This window comes from Pseudoalteromonas rubra, assembly GCF_005886805.2.
Taxonomy (GTDB): Bacteria; Pseudomonadota; Gammaproteobacteria; order Enterobacterales; family Alteromonadaceae; genus Pseudoalteromonas; species Pseudoalteromonas rubra_D.
The window spans coordinates 663221-680241 of sequence record NZ_CP045429.1; the positions used below are offsets into that span (position 1 = coordinate 663221).

Annotated in this window: 17 protein-coding genes; 9 read left to right on the plus strand and 8 right to left on the minus strand. The window is 47.9% G+C overall.

What is annotated here, in order from left to right; translation table 11 throughout:
- Positions 1-215: 215 nt before the first annotated feature.
- Together CWC22_RS02930 and CWC22_RS02935 are read right to left on the minus strand one after the other, a co-directional pair.
- Positions 216-2159: a hypothetical protein gene (locus CWC22_RS02930; RefSeq protein ID WP_138536074.1), complete on the minus strand. Its 1944-nt coding sequence runs from the start codon at positions 2157-2159 to the stop codon at positions 216-218.
- Between the two features lie 243 nt (positions 2160-2402).
- Positions 2403-3059: a Crp/Fnr family transcriptional regulator gene (locus CWC22_RS02935; protein WP_125558268.1), complete on the minus strand. Its 657-nt coding sequence runs from the start codon at positions 3057-3059 to the stop codon at positions 2403-2405.
- A gap of 309 nt (positions 3060-3368) precedes the next feature.
- Between CWC22_RS02935 and CWC22_RS02940 the strand changes: the two genes are divergently transcribed.
- Positions 3369-3599, plus strand: coding sequence for a YgjV family protein (locus CWC22_RS02940; protein ID WP_138536076.1), 231 nt, complete (start codon positions 3369-3371; stop codon positions 3597-3599).
- Positions 3600-3652: 53 nt separating this feature from the next.
- Here CWC22_RS02940 and CWC22_RS02945 read toward each other — a convergent pair whose 3' ends face one another.
- On the minus strand, positions 3653-5296 hold the full coding sequence (locus CWC22_RS02945; protein WP_125558264.1) for an amidohydrolase: 1644 nt from the start codon (positions 5294-5296) through the stop codon (positions 3653-3655).
- A gap of 134 nt (positions 5297-5430) precedes the next feature.
- Between CWC22_RS02945 and CWC22_RS02950 the strand changes: the two genes are divergently transcribed.
- On the plus strand, positions 5431-5931 hold the full coding sequence (locus CWC22_RS02950; RefSeq protein ID WP_125558262.1) for a DUF1543 domain-containing protein: 501 nt from the start codon (positions 5431-5433) through the stop codon (positions 5929-5931).
- 18 nt (positions 5932-5949) lie between these two features.
- Here the strand turns inward: CWC22_RS02950 and CWC22_RS02955 are convergent, their stop codons facing one another.
- On the minus strand, positions 5950-6153 hold the full coding sequence (locus CWC22_RS02955) for a hypothetical protein (RefSeq protein WP_138536078.1): 204 nt from the start codon (positions 6151-6153) through the stop codon (positions 5950-5952).
- A gap of 178 nt (positions 6154-6331) precedes the next feature.
- Here CWC22_RS02955 and proB point away from each other — a divergent pair, with 178 nt between their 5' ends.
- The 4 genes from proB (at position 6332) to gltX (ending at position 10562) form a co-directional block, all read left to right on the plus strand.
- Positions 6332-7456, plus strand: a complete 1125-nt coding sequence (gene proB, locus CWC22_RS02960; RefSeq protein ID WP_138536080.1) for a glutamate 5-kinase — start codon at positions 6332-6334, stop codon at positions 7454-7456.
- 128 nt (positions 7457-7584) lie between these two features.
- Positions 7585-8538 (plus strand): GGDEF domain-containing protein, encoded by a 954-nt coding sequence (locus CWC22_RS02965; protein WP_125558256.1) that lies wholly within the window; start codon positions 7585-7587, stop codon positions 8536-8538.
- A gap of 69 nt (positions 8539-8607) precedes the next feature.
- Positions 8608-8973, plus strand: a complete 366-nt coding sequence (locus CWC22_RS02970; RefSeq protein WP_010383201.1) for a glutaredoxin family protein — start codon at positions 8608-8610, stop codon at positions 8971-8973.
- A gap of 101 nt (positions 8974-9074) precedes the next feature.
- Positions 9075-10562 (plus strand): glutamate--tRNA ligase, encoded by a 1488-nt coding sequence (gene gltX / locus CWC22_RS02975; protein ID WP_138536082.1) that lies wholly within the window; start codon positions 9075-9077, stop codon positions 10560-10562.
- Between the two features lie 92 nt (positions 10563-10654).
- Here gltX and CWC22_RS02980 read toward each other — a convergent pair whose 3' ends face one another.
- The 3 genes from CWC22_RS02980 to CWC22_RS02990 all read right to left on the minus strand — a co-directional run bounded on the left by CWC22_RS02980 (position 10655) and on the right by CWC22_RS02990 (position 12537).
- Positions 10655-11098 (minus strand): MarR family winged helix-turn-helix transcriptional regulator, encoded by a 444-nt coding sequence (locus tag CWC22_RS02980; protein ID WP_138536084.1) that lies wholly within the window; start codon positions 11096-11098, stop codon positions 10655-10657.
- A 1-nt stretch (position 11099) separates the two neighbouring features.
- On the minus strand, positions 11100-11582 hold the full coding sequence (locus CWC22_RS02985; RefSeq protein WP_138536086.1) for a glutathione peroxidase: 483 nt from the start codon (positions 11580-11582) through the stop codon (positions 11100-11102).
- A gap of 85 nt (positions 11583-11667) precedes the next feature.
- Complete coding sequence (locus CWC22_RS02990; protein ID WP_138536088.1) at positions 11668-12537, minus strand: LysR family transcriptional regulator; 870 nt, start codon at positions 12535-12537, stop codon at positions 11668-11670.
- Between the two features lie 152 nt (positions 12538-12689).
- On the opposite strand from CWC22_RS02990, the gene CWC22_RS02995 reads away from it, so the two are divergent.
- The 3 genes from CWC22_RS02995 (at position 12690) to CWC22_RS03005 (ending at position 15446) form a co-directional block, all read left to right on the plus strand.
- Positions 12690-13844 carry an iron-containing alcohol dehydrogenase gene (locus tag CWC22_RS02995; protein ID WP_138536090.1) on the plus strand — a complete coding sequence of 385 codons (1155 nt, stop codon included), beginning with the start codon at positions 12690-12692 and terminating at the stop codon, positions 13842-13844.
- Between the two features lie 129 nt (positions 13845-13973).
- The gene (locus CWC22_RS03000; RefSeq protein WP_138536092.1) at positions 13974-14618 is read left to right on the plus strand and encodes a cytochrome b/b6 domain-containing protein; all 645 of its coding nucleotides are present in this window, start codon (positions 13974-13976) and stop codon (positions 14616-14618) included.
- 135 nt (positions 14619-14753) lie between these two features.
- Positions 14754-15446 carry a DUF3581 family protein gene (locus CWC22_RS03005; protein WP_138536094.1) on the plus strand — a complete coding sequence of 231 codons (693 nt, stop codon included), beginning with the start codon at positions 14754-14756 and terminating at the stop codon, positions 15444-15446.
- 237 nt (positions 15447-15683) lie between these two features.
- On the opposite strand, the gene CWC22_RS03010 is transcribed toward CWC22_RS03005, so the two are convergent.
- On the minus strand, positions 15684-16862 hold the full coding sequence (locus CWC22_RS03010) for a DcaP family trimeric outer membrane transporter (protein WP_125558241.1): 1179 nt from the start codon (positions 16860-16862) through the stop codon (positions 15684-15686).
- Positions 16863-17021: the final 159 nt, after the last annotated feature.

Consider the following 17021-nt stretch of genomic DNA (forward strand, 5'->3'; position numbering starts at 1 on the left):
GGTTTGTACCGTACTGGGTCGCTTCAGATCTTGCGTAAATTTAATAAGCACTGAGTTTTTTTATGTCAGCGCCGGGCCAGGCGAACATATGCAATCATTGGCACGAGATTTCACTGTTCAAAGCTACTTGCTAAATTGTGCTGTGGTGGTTTTTGTTTGGCACTCAAATAAAAAAGCCGCGTTTAACGCGGCTTTAATTCAGTTTACTTTAGTGATTAGTTACCACCGGTACCTGTTGCAGGTTGGTCGGTGATAGTACACGTTACTGGGATATCAAGTGTTGCAGCAGTTGCGTTAGCAGCAATGTCTTGAGTAAACCAAGTGTTGTTGTTCGGGTTTTTGAAGCGTACAGAGTAAGCTGCATCGCCTTCTTCCAGTGTTACGTCAAACGCACCTGAAGGGTAGAAAGTTTTAACGAAACGGTTTTGACGGAACAGCTGAACAACAGTTGGTGTTGTAACTGGTGTTGCTGGAACGTCAGCATCACTGTTGTTAGAACAAACTAACTGAGGAGTCAGTGTCTTAGTGATTTCTGTAGCAGCTGAAGTAGTTAGTTTCAATGTACCGTTGTTCAGGTCACACAAGTTAGAGAAAGTAACACCTGTTGCTTCACCATCAGCAGCGCCGCCAACCACGTTGCCTTCACCGTCAGTTGCGTTATCCAGAATGTTTACACCGTCTTTCATCATCTTCAGTTTAACTTCAAATGATGGTGGGTTTCTGAATGTGCCTTTAGTTAGGTCAGAACGGTTGTATGCGCCGATAAGTAGACGGTAGCTGTTCGCTTCAACCAATACGTCTGCGTATTCTTGGCTTGGCTGATCGTTAGCATCAACAATGTTGAAGTTTACGCGACGGTTGTCACACTTCTCTGCATTCAGGATATAAGTGAAGAAATCCAGGTTCCAGTAAGACAAGTGGTTTACGTCAACAACAACGTTGAACGTTGAAGCATTTTCATCTTCGTCAGCTGTAACTACGCCATAGCTTTCAAAAGACCACTCACCAGCGTCTTCGTTGTAGCTCCATACAGGGAAGATATCATCTACAGCGATTTGACGAGGTGTAGGGTTGGTTTTACATACGCCGTTTTCAAACAGACCGTTGTCACCTTCCGCAGCTGCTGCAACAGTGCCTTCACCGTCGAATACTTGTGGACAAGGGTTGCTGGTCGCTTTGTCTACTTTCATTGCAACCTGAATTGAGTTGCCTTCACCAAATTTTGAAACTTTGTTGCCTTCTTCATCAACCATTTCAATCGCAACGAAACCACCTGTAGAGAATGCACCGTCAATGTTAGTCGTTTCATTCTGCGCTACTGTAAGCGCCAGGCCGCCAGGGAATGCATCAATCGCAGATTCAGTTGCTGCAACGTCATCTGTTTCGTTAGCGTTACGCTGTGCTTCGTTAGCGAAGTAAGCTACAGTCACAGTTGGAGCTGAAGTCAGAGGTTGGTCATTTGCATCTAAGAACTGTGTACCGTTCTTAACAGTTACAGTTACACCACCAGCAGCTTTCTTTTCGTTCTTTGCAGCGTCTAGGTTCTTTTCAAGTGTTAGTGCATCAGCACCTTCAATCGCTAAACCTGCTTCAGCGGTGTATGTAGCTGTTACACCTTCACCTGCAAGGTCACCAATAGCTGAAGAAGTCGCGATGATTGGTACCGCGCCGTCTGCTTGCTCAAGTGAGCGAGGAGTTAGACGTACCAGCTCAGCGACATCAGCAGCATCTGCAGTTAGTTCAACAGTGCCTGAATTTGATAGGAAGCCTTCTGCCGTTACGACGAAGTCAATTGAAACACCTTCCGCTGGTACTTCGGCTACAGTAAAGCCGAAAGAGCTTGCTTGCGAAGATGTGTCGTCTTCACCAAGTGCAGCACCGGCTGTATTCAAGACACCTTCTGAACCATCAGGGAAAGTAATAGTTGCAGTAACAGTATCCGCCAGTGGGTTACCTTGCGTGTCAGCTACAACGATAGTGAATGAACCAGCTTGTTTTTCAACAACCTGATCCGTAGGAGGAGTCACAACTTTAACTGTGTCCGTTGGTGGCGGCTGGATATCAACGTTATTGTCATTGTCGCTAAAACAGCCTGCTAAACTAACTGTAACGCCCAATGCCAGGGCAAGTTTTGTTAGTTTGAATTGTTTGTTTCCCATGATTTTTACCTTTTCCTTTAAATCCAAGTAAACTGAGAGTAGTCACTAATGCTTTGCAGATGTAAGTGAGCCTTGCCCCGCACGCAAATTAGTGTTTAGAGGATAAGCCCACATTAATTTTTCGTCAAGTGAACTGCTCGATCTTTATCCAAAATTTCACATAAAATAATAACCTACTGATGTACTTTTAGGTTATCACGCTACTTCTGTTAATAATCCACTATTGTGAAGCATTATAAGTAATTAAATTTGCGCAAATGCGTCGATAAATTCCTGTAATTTTGCCATGTCTACGGGCTTTAAACCCTCCGACGTTCTCACAATTAACCCTTTTTCAACAAGTTCACTAACCACACGGCGATAGGCACGTTCTGTAGTCGCAAAGCGCTCTGCTTCAGCACTAACGGTTGAATAGGCCCGCAACAAAGCTGGATGGTTGTTCTCTGCTCTGAGTAAGCAATCTTTGGCGATATTGTAACTTAGCGGTAGTAATAGTTTGTCGAGGTTTATTTTTTGGTTTTCTGTGAATTTTGCCGCAATCGTTTGTGCCGTGTATAAGCTTAACTCCGGCTGCTCGAGCAAAAGCTGCCGCCAATGCTTCAGCTCGATTAAGTTATATTGTACGTCATTCAGGCAGGTGACCGTGTATATACATGGCTGATTATTCAATGCTTCAATCTCACCTATTAAGGTGTTGTTGCAGTCTAGCTGGCCCAGTAGCAGGCGCCGACCATTACCCACATCGTAACTAAAAGACACCGTACCACTTCTCACCAGGATCAGCTTTGTGAGTGGTTCATCCTGATGGATGAGCACTTCTTTTTTTGTGTGCTGAAAACTATTACCAGCGAAGCTGAGTAGTTGTTCCACCAAAGTGGTTGAAAAATGATATTGAAACATCTGGATGGCTCTTCGGACAATTGTCCTATTTATTAATTTGTTATGAAGATAGCATGCGTGTCATCGGTTTCATGCTAACTCACCCGATTGAGAGGCTAAATGCTTTTCACCCCGTTCCCGTGTTAGAGCTTATTTCAGGTCCTAATTTCTATGGGGTTTAGTGAGTTAGCCTTTTTATTCAATGTTGCTTGCATGACGACAGTGTGCTTTATGCAAGCCAACGCCAATTTAGACAAGTGCTATTATCCTGCATTCTGAGTCTTGGTGTCTACACTGAATAATGCTAACTCAACTGCGAGGAGAGAACAAATGACTTGGGAACTTTTAGGTTACGTTGCGTCCGCTTTTTTAGTCGTTTCTCTAATGATGTCCAATGTAGTCAAGTTACGTTGGTTCAACCTCGCAGGGTGTATTTGCTTCACCATTTATGGGGTAATGATCACTGCCTGGCCTGTTGCATTAACCAACGGATTACTGGCGCTGGTAAATATTTATCACCTGGCTAAGCTACACCGCTCAGATAGCGACACTTCCTCCTGACAGGGCATATCGAGCGGCTGTCGCGCCGCTCTGAGTTTCAGTCTGATACAAGCCTAATCTTGTGAATAACGTAGCTGACCTGCAATCCAAGTCTGTTTAACCTGGATGTCTCTGATCTCCTGCTCTGGCACTTTAAAGTAATCTTTATCTAGCAAGATAAAATCAGCCCATTTACCCTGTTCAAGACTGCCCAGCTTAAACTCCTGAAAAGCGGCATAGGCTGCGTCTAACGTGAACGCCTGCAAAGCCTGTGTTCGTGTCAGTCGTTCATGATTTCGCCAACCCTGCTGCGGGTGTTGTTGCGCATTCATGCGAGTGATTGCAGCATGCAGACCATGAAACGGGTTGGCTAGCTCTACCGGGAAGTCCGACCCAGCGGCAACCTTGCTGCCCTGTTGTAAAAAGGTTTGCCAGGCGTACGCCCCTTTTAACTGCTCATCGGTCAGCCTTTGTTCAGCCATGTGCATATCTGAGGTGGCATGCACAGGTTGCATTGAGGGAATGATATCCAGGGTTTTAAATCTTGGAATGTCATCTGGCTCAACAATTTGAGCATGTTCTATTCTGTTTCTTAATAATTTACCACCGGTGGATTTAAAGACGTTTTCATAGCTGTCCAGCACCAGCCGATTGGCGCGGTCGCCAATGGCATGCGTGTGCGCACTAAAGCCATGTTTAACGGCCTGTGTTATCAATTGTTCGAGGTGTTGCGGCTGCTCAAGCATCAGGCCTCGATAGCCCTGACGGTCTTTGTAGTCTTTCAGTAGTGCAGCACCTCGGCTACCCAAGGCACCATCCGCGTAAATTTTAACACTGCGTACAGAGAGCATATCGCGCTTATCTTTATACACACCCGCTTTTAACATACTGTCCAGCTGAGGATCTGCGGCGCTGAGCATGGCATAGATACGCAGCGGTAAGGTCTGACTCTGTGAGCGGCTTTGGTAAAGCTTCCAGGTTTGTTTATCGATACCTGCATCGTGTGCACTGGTTATGCCCAGGCTGAGCAAATGATCACCGGCTTTATTCAGAGCCTGATTAAGGTGTGCGGTGGACGTGGGTGGAATGTGTTTTTTTACTAAGTTCTCTGCTTTGTCGATAAAAATACCGGTCGGATTGCCTGAAGAATGCCGAAGGATCTCACCGCCAGCAGGAGAGGCCGTTTGTGCATCAATCCCCGCCAATGACATTGCCATGCTATTGACCCAAATTGCATGTCCATCAACCCGCGTCAGGACCACAGGTCGATCTTTGACAAATTTGTCCAGATCAGCCGCAGTGGGAAAACGATTAGGCGTCCAGCGTGTTTGATCCCAGCCGCGCCCAAGGATCCAGCCCTTGGGGTTTTGGGTGCTAAATTCCTTAAGTTGCTGACCTACCTGCTCGACTGAATTGGCTTCACGAATATCAAGCCGGGATAGGTTATTGCCCAAGCCAATGATATGACCATGCGCGTCTATTAGCCCTGGTAGTAAAGTCATCCCCTGGCCATCAAATTTGCTGGCTTTTGGGTATTGGGCTGTAAGCTGCTTGTTGCCCACCCGAACGACTTTACCATCCTTAATCACTAAGGTTGCAAAGGTCTTGATTTCGCCGCTGCGAGTGGGGGTATAACCGTTGACATTGTGTATCAGTGTAAACTGAGCCATGCTGATCCCACTGTACAAAGTCAGGGCCAGGCAAATAAACCGGATCATGGCGGGAGTTTCCTTGTGTTATTTTATTTGTTTAGCAACCAATACCGCATTTTGTCTTAAAAAGACATCGAACTGAGACAGAAAAGCCACTGTGGTACCATAAACTGGTATATGTTCATTTTATAGGGTCAATAATGCAGTTATTTATGGTTTATCTGGGCGGCCGTTTGAGTGGCTGTCACATTGAAATGCATGATATTCGTTTCGTGGTTGGTACATGTATTGAAGACACATTTGGTGCGCTAAAGCAGCAATGGGTCGGTGACAAAGACAAAGTACACATGGACAGCTATGTGGCGCTCAAACATATCGATGGTTACCAGTTAGACCTGGTCAGTGAGCCGCCCCTTCAACAGCCCAATTTATATTTTGTGAATCTGGGAGGCTATCGCCATGACAGTCTGGCTGAGCAGCATGAATTTGGCTTGTTTGTCGCCCCAACAGCACAAGCGGCCAAAGCCCGTGCGCTCAACACATTACTGCCTGATACCGAATTGCGCCATAAAGATGATTTGTATGCCGTGGATGACTGTATGGTGTTAGATCTCATCGATGGAAAGCACTACGTTCAGCTGACGCCCAGCGGTCAATCCCAGCCCATCGCCCCGCAGTGGTTTGGCTATCATAAGTTGTGATGGTGCCGCTGCCCCGGTTTATTCTTCTTTATCTGCTTTAATGGCGATCTTGATGGCAATAATGACAATCGCAAACATCAGAAAAGGCAGCGCTGCTAAGGCATATTCTGCAATATGACTGTCCTGATAGTTAGGCTGCAAAATAAAGTGGCCACCAATACACAAAGCGATGCTTACAAAGAGTAAAGGTAACATTTTTAGTTCTTTATTTGGTTTGCTCATGATCCCAGCCTGTCATTACTTTTCGTCACAGGCTTTTTAAACGAGTTGGCTCGACAACGCAAGTTAATGCGGGCGTTTCTTTGATCCAACCCCTTTTTTGCAGTGCCATTTTTTTGCACCCCTCTTCGTGATATAACAAAGCTCAATGCCTGTCATTTATACAGTGAAGGAATGAGGAATGAAGAAAAGTAAGGTTATCGTGATTAAATTGGGGACCAGTGTGCTTACTGCCGGTACAGATAAGCTCAATAAACCACGTATGATCGATATTGTCACTCAGTGTATGGCACTCAAACAACAGGGTTATCTGCCCGTGCTGGTGTCCAGTGGGGCGGTGGCTGCGGGCAGAGATGCGGTTGAGCACAGCGTCGGCGTTTCGATAGCAGAAAAACAAATGCTGGCGGCCATTGGCCAGGGTCAATTAATCCACTTATGGCAGTCTCTGTTTGCGCTATTTGATCAGCCTGTGGCACAACTACTGCTCACTCGCGCAGATGTAGAAGACCGGGAGCGCTACCTGAATGCACGCGATACTATAACCCAGTTGCTGAAACATCAGGTGATCCCCATCGTTAATGAAAATGATGCTGTTGCCACATCAGAAATAAAAGTAGGTGATAATGACAACTTATCTGCGCTGGTGGCGATTCTGGCCAACGCCGATAAGCTTATGTTGCTGACCGATCAGCCCGGACTGTTCACGGCTGATCCTCGCAGCAACCCCAAGGCCACGTTAATCTCTGAGGTCGAGTTTATTGATCAGTCACTGATGGCGCTGGCGGGTGGGGCTGGCAGTAAGCTGGGCACTGGCGGTATGTATACTAAGCTCGAAGCCGCACGTACAGCACAGCGGGCCGGGATTGAGACCATCATTGCTAAAGGGGCTGAGCCTCAGGTAATTGAACAGGTGATGGCGGGTACTGCACAAAGCACCACCTTTGTGCGCTTTGATGCGCCACTTGAGGGGCGTAAAAAATGGCTCTTGTCAGGCCCTAAATCAACGGGTTATGTACAATGTGACCCCGGCGCGGTGGCTGCCATCGCGCATCAGGGGGCAAGCTTGCTGGCGAAGGGCATTGTGGCCATCGGCGGCGAGTTTGCGCGGGGCGATGTAATCGAAGTACGCGACCTTGACAATCAACTGCTTGCCAAAGGGCTGGTCGCTTTTGATCATCAGGAAATGGACCAAATCAAACGTCTGCATAGCAGTGAAATCCCCCTGGTTTTGGGGTATCCGGCGTCTAATGTAGTGGTACATCGTGACGACCTGGTGTTACTGGATATCTACGCCGGCTCACTCTAAGTTTTACTCGTTGCTACCTGGCTGAGTCTGTTATTCGCGGGCTCAGGTCAGGCCCGTTTTGAAGGTTGGATTGAAAGCTGGTAAATAAGCGCTAATCTTTAAGTTGGGTCTGAATACCGGGCAATTACGTGACTACCTCCACTTGCGGACACGAATACACCATTAGCTTGTTAGAGCTGAAAGAAGAGCAGGCATTGTATCAGCAGTTTTGCGACATTCTACAGTCGCTGCTGCCAGAACAACCCTTGAGTTTTTTTATTCGCCCTAGCTTGTCTAACAAAGAAGCGCTAAAGCTGATTTATCAGCAACATGTCAGCGAACCCATGGCATTGCAAGAGATGCTCGAGAAAGCCCAACTGTGTATGGGCAAACCTGTGCTCATCAGTAAATCCTACACCTGTATGCCGTTACGGCTTGATGACCAGGTGATTGGATTGCTGTGGATCTATGAGGCGTTAACCCCGGCTAGTTGCAATCTGACTGCACATTTGATGAATGTGTTTTTTCATCAGCTACATACACTGGCACTGGCCCGTATTGACCCCTTATCTCAATTACTCAACCGCCAGACCTTTGATGAGAAGGTCCTCGAAATCGCCTCAGGCCAGGGCTTTTTGCAGCCCCGAGAAGAGCCGGATCCGCGTCGCTGGTATCTGGCCTTGTTCGACATAGACCATTTTAAGCGCGTCAATGACTCCTTTGGTCATGTCATAGGGGATGAAGTGATTTTATTGACCGCTCAGCATCTGAAAGAGAATTTTCGAGCCGAGGACTATGTGTTTCGCTACGGAGGCGAAGAGTTCGCAGTCTTGTTTCAGGCGCACAATGATAGCGAAGCTCAATCTTTGTTAGATCGCGTACGCGGCGTGATCCGTTCTGTGACGTTTCCTCAGGTGGGCCAGGTGACCCTGAGTGTTGGCTTTACGGATGTGACGGATGTGATGCAAGTGTCCGAGCTGGTTAACCAGGCCGATATGGCGCTGTATCATGCCAAACAACATGGCCGGGACCGGGTCGTTTTTTATGGCACGCTGGAGGGCGTCTCTTTACAGGTTACGACCTCAGATATTGAACTTTTTTAAGTCATTCGGTGCCAATTTTCCGGCAATTCTGTGGTATTCTACGCGCCACAAGAATTCTGGAGTATGACAATGAAATTAATCCGTATGCTGCTTGGCAGCCTGATTTTACTGTTTGATTTTATCTTTACCCCGCGCAGTAAAAAGCGCCCTGCAGAGGCGCAAGCCAAGTTGGATGCGCAAACCGCCAAACTGAAACTGTATCAATTCAAAGGGTGCCCATTCTGCGTTAAGGTGCGTCGTGCCGCCAAGCGGGAAGGCCTGAAACTGGAAACCCGTGATGCCAAGAATAATCAGGCATATCGTCAGGAGCTGCAAGAGCAGGGGGGCAGAATCAAAGTACCTTGCCTGAGAATTGAAGAGCAGAACCAGGTAACCTGGCTATATGAATCGAACGACATTGTTGACTATTTACAAAAGCTTGAGCAAGCCGCTTAATCTCGACATCCGGCATACTGGCTGTCAGCGGTTTGCCCGTACAAGGGGCTATGCTAGCATTAGCCCCATGACCTCATTAGACACAATTTAAGAGAAAAAACATGACTATCCGCACGCGTGTTGCACCGTCACCGACGGGCGATCCCCACTTAGGCACAGCCTATATTGCGTTATTCAACTACTGTTTTGCCAAGCAGCAAGGTGGTGAATTTGTTCTGCGTATCGAAGATACCGATCAGCAAAGAAGCACCCCGGAGTCAGAGCAAGCAATTATGGACAGCCTGCGTTGGCTTGGCCTGGAGTGGGATCACGGACCGGATGTCGGCGGTGATTTTGGTCCTTACCGTCAGTCTGAACGCAGTGACTTATATAAAAAATATGCTCATCAGCTGGTGGAAGAAGGCAAGGCGTTTTATTGTTTTGCGACGGCTGAAGAACTCGACGAAATGCGTGAGCAGCAAATGGCCGAGGGTTTACGTCCTAAGTATGATGGCCGTGGTCTGAAACTGACTCAGGAAGAAGTACAGGCAAACCTGGATGCGGGCAAACCTTATGTGATCCGTATGATGATCCCAGAAGAAGGCAGCTTTAAATTTAACGACTACCTGCGTGGTGAGATTGAGATCCCGTGGGAAAATGTCGACATGCAGGTGCTACTGAAAGCGGATGGCTTCCCAACTTACTTCCTGGCCAACGTGGTTGACGATCACCATATGCAGATCAGCCATATCTTCCGTGGTGAAGAGTGGATCAATTCAGCGCCGAAACTGCTCAAGCTGTACGAAGACTTTGGCTGGCAAGCGCCGGTTCTTGGCCACCTGCCATTATTACGTAACCCGGACAAGTCGAAGTTGTCTAAGCGTAAGAACCCGACTTCTATTAACTACTATAAAGAAATGGGTTACCTGCCAGAAGCGGTCCTGAATTATCTGGGCCGTATGGGCTGGTCTATGCCTGATGAGCGTGAGAAGTTTACGCTGGCTGAAATGATTGAACACTTCGACATGAAGCGCGTGTCTTTGGGTGGTCCGGTATTTGATATCGATAAGTTAAGCTGGCTAAATGGCCTGTGGATCCGTGAAGATCTCAGCGATGAACAGCTGATTGAACGCTTTGTTGACTGGAAGCTCAATGGCCAGATGTTGGCGCGAGTGCTGCCAGAAGCGAAAACCCGCATTAATACCTTGTCTGATTTGGTTGGTCTGGCAGGTCACTTTGTTGGTGGGATCCCTGAGTATGATCCGGCACTATTAACTGCGGGCAAAGCAGAAGAAGACACCGTGCGTCAGGCACTGCAGTTCTTTATCTGGGAACTGGACAAGCTGCGTCAGTGGAACAAGAGTGAAGTTTTCGCCGTGGCTAAGTCTGTAGCGACCTTCCACGAATTGAAGATCAAGGACTTCCTGGAGCCAATCTTCGTTGCCATTACTGGCAAGACCTCGTCGACCTCTGTGGTGGATGCCATGGAGATCCTGGGATCAGACTTGTCTCGTGCGCGTTTACGGGTGGCATTAAATCACCTGGGTGTGTCTAAGAAGCAAGCGAAGAAGCTGGAAAAAGCATACCGTGAATACCCAAGCATAGGGTAACGGCGAACAACTCACATTATGCCCTTCCGATTGACGGGGTAATGAAACGGGTTGGAATAGAAGGCTGAACTGAGGTTCAGCCTTTTTTATGGCTAATCAGCATCTAACTGACTCGTTAAAAAGCCATCCAGGAGTGCCTTGAGCTGTTGCAGATCTGCCAGTGGCATTTTGGTTTGTGCCAGCATTTGTTGGGGAATGCAGCTACAGTCAGCCTCCAGTGCTTTGCCTTTTTCTGTGAGGTAAATATGACACTGACGCTCATCACGTTCTGAGCGCTCCCGCGTGACTAATGCTTGCTGGGCCAGCCTTTTAAGCAGTGGCGTAAGTGTATTGCTATTGAGTTGCGCGCGTTTGCCAATTTCTCCCACCAGTAACCCATCCTGCTGCCAGAGGATCATCAGTACAATATATTGCGGATACGTCAGGCCGCGCGCCTTCAACAGCGGTTGATAAAGCCGGGTGACCTGCCGCGATGCGGCATACAGGCTAAAACACAATTGATTGTCCAGACGTAGTTCCGAGGGCTGCTCTTTCATTCTATGCGCTTAATGCTTTTTCGATGTCTTTACTTATTTTCTCAGGTTTTGTTGTTGGCGCATAGCGTGCTAATGGCTGGCCATCTTTACCCAGCAGGAATTTAGTAAAGTTCCACTTAATTTTATTACCAAACAGGCCGGGCAGAGCGTCTTTAAGATAAGCATACAACGGGTGTGCCTGTGCACCATTCACGTCGATTTTTTCCATCATCTGAAAATCCACGCCATAGTTGATCAGGCAGCCTTGCTGAATCTCGCTGGCACTGCCGGGCTCCTGCTGGCCAAACTGGTTACAGGGAAAGCCAATGATGCTCAGACCCTGCGAACCATATTGCTCATGCAGCGCCTGAAGTCCCTCATATTGGGGGGTCAATCCGCACTGGCTGGCAGTATTAACAACCAGCACGACTCGGCCTTGCAGGCTGCTAAACTCAAACGGCTGTCCTTGCAGTGTATTTGCACTGAACTCATATAGTGTTGTCATTTAAAATCTCTCAAGATTATATCGTGTGCGATGTAATTTAGAGTAACAGACCACATAGATCAAGTTTTATTCAGTCAAAGCTTTTCTATGTGGACTGAAACCGCTCCAAGAGAAAGTCGATAAGCAGGCGCACGCGGTAGGGCATGAGATCTTTACGCGGATAAACCAGCCAGGAGGCGTTGTCGGTGACCTGAAACTCATCCAGCAGGCTGATCAGTGCACCTGAGGCGAGATGCGGCTCGACAATGTCGCGTGCCAGATGAGAGATCCCCAGTCCTTGCAGGCAGGCCTGTAACAGGGCATGTGGGTGATTCGTTCGCCAGTTGCCGTTGATTTTGACTTCTTCAATCTCACCATCAATGATAAAACGCCATCGATTATTTGCGGCCAGCAGGCAATTATGCTGAGCCAGCGCATGCGGATGTGTGGGGGCTGGGTGAGCATCAAGATAACGAGGGCTGGCAGCCAGGGTCATTGGTCGGGGTGTTAGCTTACGGGCGATGAGACTGGAGTCACGCATGCGGCCAAAGCGGATCGCCAGATCAAAGCCATCTTCAACCAGGTCAACGTTGCGGTTGTTGAAATCAATCTCAACGGTCACTTCCGGATACTGAAGGCAAAACTCGGCAATCACCGGCGCAACCGTATTGGCGACGAAATCCCCGGCACCAGTAATGCGAATGTGTCCTTTCGGTATTTGCTGGCCACCCAGCAGCTGATCATTGGCTTCGCTGAGTTCTTGCTGGATCAATTTGAGTTTGGCTGCGTAATGCTTGCCTGCGTCGGTCAGGTTAATGCTGCGTGTGGTGCGTTGCAGCAACAAAGTGCCCAGTCGCTGCTCCAGTTGTTGGATCTGGCGGCTCACATGTGAAGTTGATACATCCAGTGCCTGAGCGGCTTTACTGAAACTGCCCTGCTCAACGACGGCGAGAAAGATATCCAGCCCTTGCCACATTTTTATTTCTCCAGTGCAAGTAAGATTAATATGGTATTAGTATTGTTGCAGTATGGCAAAATTAATTTGCCAGTGAACTAATGATCATGACAGTCTGTCAGGCTAGACTGAGAGTCGTTTTATATCGAGTCACAAACTAACAGGAACAAAGCATGCTGAATTTCAGTTTTCATAACCCAACGAAGATCCTCTTTGGAGAAGGTCAGATTGCCGCTATGTCGGACAGTATTCCTGCTGACGCGAAAGTGTTGGTCATCTATGGTGGTGGCAGCATTAAAAGCAATGGCATATACCAGCAGGTAAGTGATGCGCTGGCCAATCATCACTGGGGTGAGTTCAGTGGTATTGAGCCAAACCCCAGCTATCAGACCTGTATGCAGGCGGTCGAGGTCATTCGTCAACAAGGATATACCTATTTGCTTGCTGTTGGCGGTGGCTCGGTCATTGATGGCAGTAAGTTTATTGCGGCGGCGGCTGAGTTTAAGGGTGAGCCTTGGGACATTCTGGCCAAAGGGGCGCAAATCGAATCGGCACTGGATCTGGGCGTCGTGCTGACCTTACCTGCAACTGGCTCTGAGTCGAACAGCTTCAGTGTGGTCTCAAACAAAGAAACCAACGACAAACTGCCGTTTGCCTCACCGCAGGTACAGCCTAAATTCGCGGTGCTGGATCCCACAGTAATGAGCTCATTGCCTGAGCGTCAGTTGATCAATGGTGTGGTCGATCCGTTTGTACATGTGATGGAACAGTATCTGACTTACCCCATTGATGCGAAAGTCCAAGACCGTTTTGCAGAAGGTCTGTTGCTGACTTTGATGGAAGACGGCCCGAAACTCTTCTCAGACGAGGTGGACTACAAAGTTCGCGCTAATGTAATGTGGTCAGCGACCATGGCTCTGAATGGGCTGATTGGTTCGGGGGTACCGCATGACTGGGCAACTCACATGATTGGTCATGAATTAACAGCCGTTTATGGATTGGACCATGCTCAGACTCTGGCCATTGTTTTACCACGTGTAATGCATGAACAACGTGACAGTAAACAAGGCAAATTGCTGCAATACGCAGAGCGTGTGTTAGGCCTGGATATCAGTGACGAAGCACAGGCGATTGATCAGGCGATTGAGAAAACCGAAGCCTTCTTCCAGTCGTTGGGCATGAAAACGCGTCTCAGTGACTATGGTGTCGGTGAAGAGGCGGTGGATAAAATCGTCGCTCAACTGGAGCGTCATGGTATGGTTGCACTGGGAGAGCATCAGCAGGTTGACCTGAGCAAATCACGCGCCATTGTGGCTGCGTGCCTGTAACCTCAGAATCTTGCATATTAATCTCACTGTTCGGGGCGATGAGCGCAAATCTTCGCCCCGAATTCACGTATTTTTCCCGGCTGTGATACCCTTCGGGGGTTGTAACTAATATCACGCGGGGTAAATAGCATGGCAACTAAAGTTTGGGACGGATTCATACGTGGCTTTCACTGGCTACTGGTCATTGGCATTGCGGTGCTGTATTTCAGTGGCGAAGAAGGCTGGCTGGAAATCCACTTTGTAACAGGCTACCTGTTATTGGCACTGATGGCGACGCGTTTGATTTGGGGCCTGATCGGGAGCCAGACGGCAAAACTCAGCAGCTTATTCCACTCTCCAAAAGCCGTGCTTGCTTCGCTGAAATCTTCAGCCCCGTTTGTTGGTCATAATCCGGCAGGTAGCCTCATGGTACTGGCATTTTTTGTGTTGATCATGGTGCAGTTGATCTCTGGGTTGTTCACTACCGACGATATTTTGGTTGAAGGGCCACTGGTTTCATATGTGCCTTATAGTTGGGCTGAGTTGGCGGGTGATATTCATCATACCAATATCGACATTTTGCTGATTGCCATTGCCGTGCATATTAGTGCGATTGTGCTCTATCGTCTGAGAGGCAAAAACCTCGTTAAGCCGCTGCTCACGGGTAAGACAACTGAGCCAGTTGCAGCAGCGCCGGCGATGCGCAGTGGTTTGTTGGCTTATGGTATCTTTGTTGTATTCAGTGCGGTGTTGTTGCTGACGTGGGGGTATGAACCCCTTATGGCTTTATTTTGATTTTGTTAACTTGTTGCAATTACTAAACTTTTAACAGATAAAAACGTCTTTTTAAGGAAACTTAAACAGATATGACCTCTGTGGGTCATAATTCTGCTAACATAGTGCGGTTTTAACGCAATACAGAAGTGAATTATGCTAACTCCTTATTACCAGCAAGAAATGGATAGCGTGGCAATTAGCCGCGAGCAGGCCAGTCAGTTCGCTAAACAAGTGGCGGATGACTTTAACCCTTTGCACGATGTGGATGCTAAAAAATTCTGTGTACCGGGTGATCTGCTGTTCTCACTAGTCCTGGAACGCTACGGTGTGAGTGAGAATATGCATTTTGATTTTGTCGGCATGGTGGATGAAACCAGCCGTCTACAGTTTCCACCGCTGAGTGATGCTTTTGATATCACCTCAGAAGACAAGGTCATGCTGTCGGTGAAACGCAGTGGTGAAATCAAACAATGTGACAGCCTGACCAGCAGCCTGATCCGTAACTACGTAGAGTTTTCGGGCACGACTTTCCCACATGTGATTATTCCATTGATGGGCAAACAAGACGTGATGATCAACCCTGCGCGTCCTATGGTGATCTACGAATCAATGTCGATTCACCTGGATAAGCTGGACATCGAGTCGGTGACTCTTGAACCGGCGGAGCCTGAGTTTTCCTTTGAAGGGAAACGCGGCAAAATCGTCCTGCGATTTAATCTGTTCCACGGTGATGAGCTGGTCGGTCAGGGCGAAAAGCACATGGTGGTTGCAGGCGTACGGGAGTATTGTCAGGAAGCTGTCGATAAGCTGATTGAGTATTACAACGAGCGAAAAGCAACCTTGTAAGCACTGAACACACAGTTTAAAAATAAAAAGCCCGCATCATGCGGGCTTTTTGTTGCGGGAGTTTATACCAATTTCACTTAATACCTGTTCAATTTGAAGGAGCAAATAGGACGCTAACGGCGTTAAAAATTTCTCATTTAGAGCCTTATACCTTAGACATAAGTTCACAAATTTTTGTCTTGTTATCGACCCCATTTTCTCGCTTCAAAATGGAACACTTAATTAAGCAAATTGGTATTAAAAAACATACTTTACGGAGAACTGGAGGCGGTCCAGATCGCCTTCTGCGCCACTTTCAGTTTCACGTGTTGCGACTTTATATTCCGCACCAAAGGTCAGCTTTTTAACCGGTGAGTAGAGGATATTCGCGCTATAGCTAGTGGTCGACTCTGTGGGATCTATGGTGATACCAAGTAGATCTTTGTCATTATCCGCAGACAAGAAAGAATACAGGAAGGTCGAACGCCACTGTGGGTTCCAGTAATGCTGGTAGGCGATAAATCCGGAGGTCGAATCAATTGCATGCAGGTCTTTGCCATCATAGACCGCACCATGTGCTGCATTGAGGCCCACATAACGACCCAGGCCCTGGCCTTGTGTCAGCATAAACTTAAGGTTGTTCTTACCAAAGTTGATACGACCAGATGCGCTGATCCCGAATGAGGTCTCGCTTTCATCTGCCGTGGCGACTTTATAGGTCAACTCGCGACCTAAGGCGGCAACCACCAGGTGTCCCCAGTCCGCTTTATAGGTATATCGAGCGGTAAAATCAGGCATACTGGCGTCGTCTGTTACCACGCGCGCGCCACCTTCAGAGGTAATGGTACTTTCCGGGTTTTCCGCTGAAAAAGACCAGTTACCAATGGTGTATTTGGCCATAGCTTGGCGAACAAACACGGTGCCATCAGCCGGGCCGACAAAGTCCAGGGTTTCAGGCAGGGCGCTAACATTTTGGAAGTTAGACCAGGCCTGACCAAACAACCAACCTTTGTAAGTGACATACGCCTGACGAATTCGTGGTGAGTAAGAATTAGTCACACGCTCGTTGCCGCCGGTTGAGGCGATAAAATCCAGCTCAATTTTTGTTTTAATACTGCTACCATCATCCAGCTTGGTATCTGTAGACAGGTTGAAGCGCGACTGACGGGCATGCATATCGAAGACCGCATCTTTAGGTTCGCCGCCACTAACAGGAGTGGTACCAGGGACATAGAAATCCCGGCCAATATGCTGTGAGCCTAAACTGCCATCGGAAAAGTCACTCCAGATAGCATCCAGCTTAATGTATCCACCATATTTTACTTCAGTACTGCCCAGCTCAGCCGCATTGGCACTGGCTGTGAGCAGGCCGCCAAGTAACGCGGTTTGCACGGCCAGGGCACTAAGCGTTAAGTTATTTTTCTTTGCTGTTGTCATAGTTGAATTCCTGTATACATTGCTCCGGATTGCGCAGACAAACCCGGGGTGAGGTCAGCGAATGTGCTTCGTGTTCTTCAATGTTGTTGATGACGGCTTTTTACTCAATTAACCTTTGGTCTATACGACTAAGGTGGGATGTCAGAAGGAAACGACTCT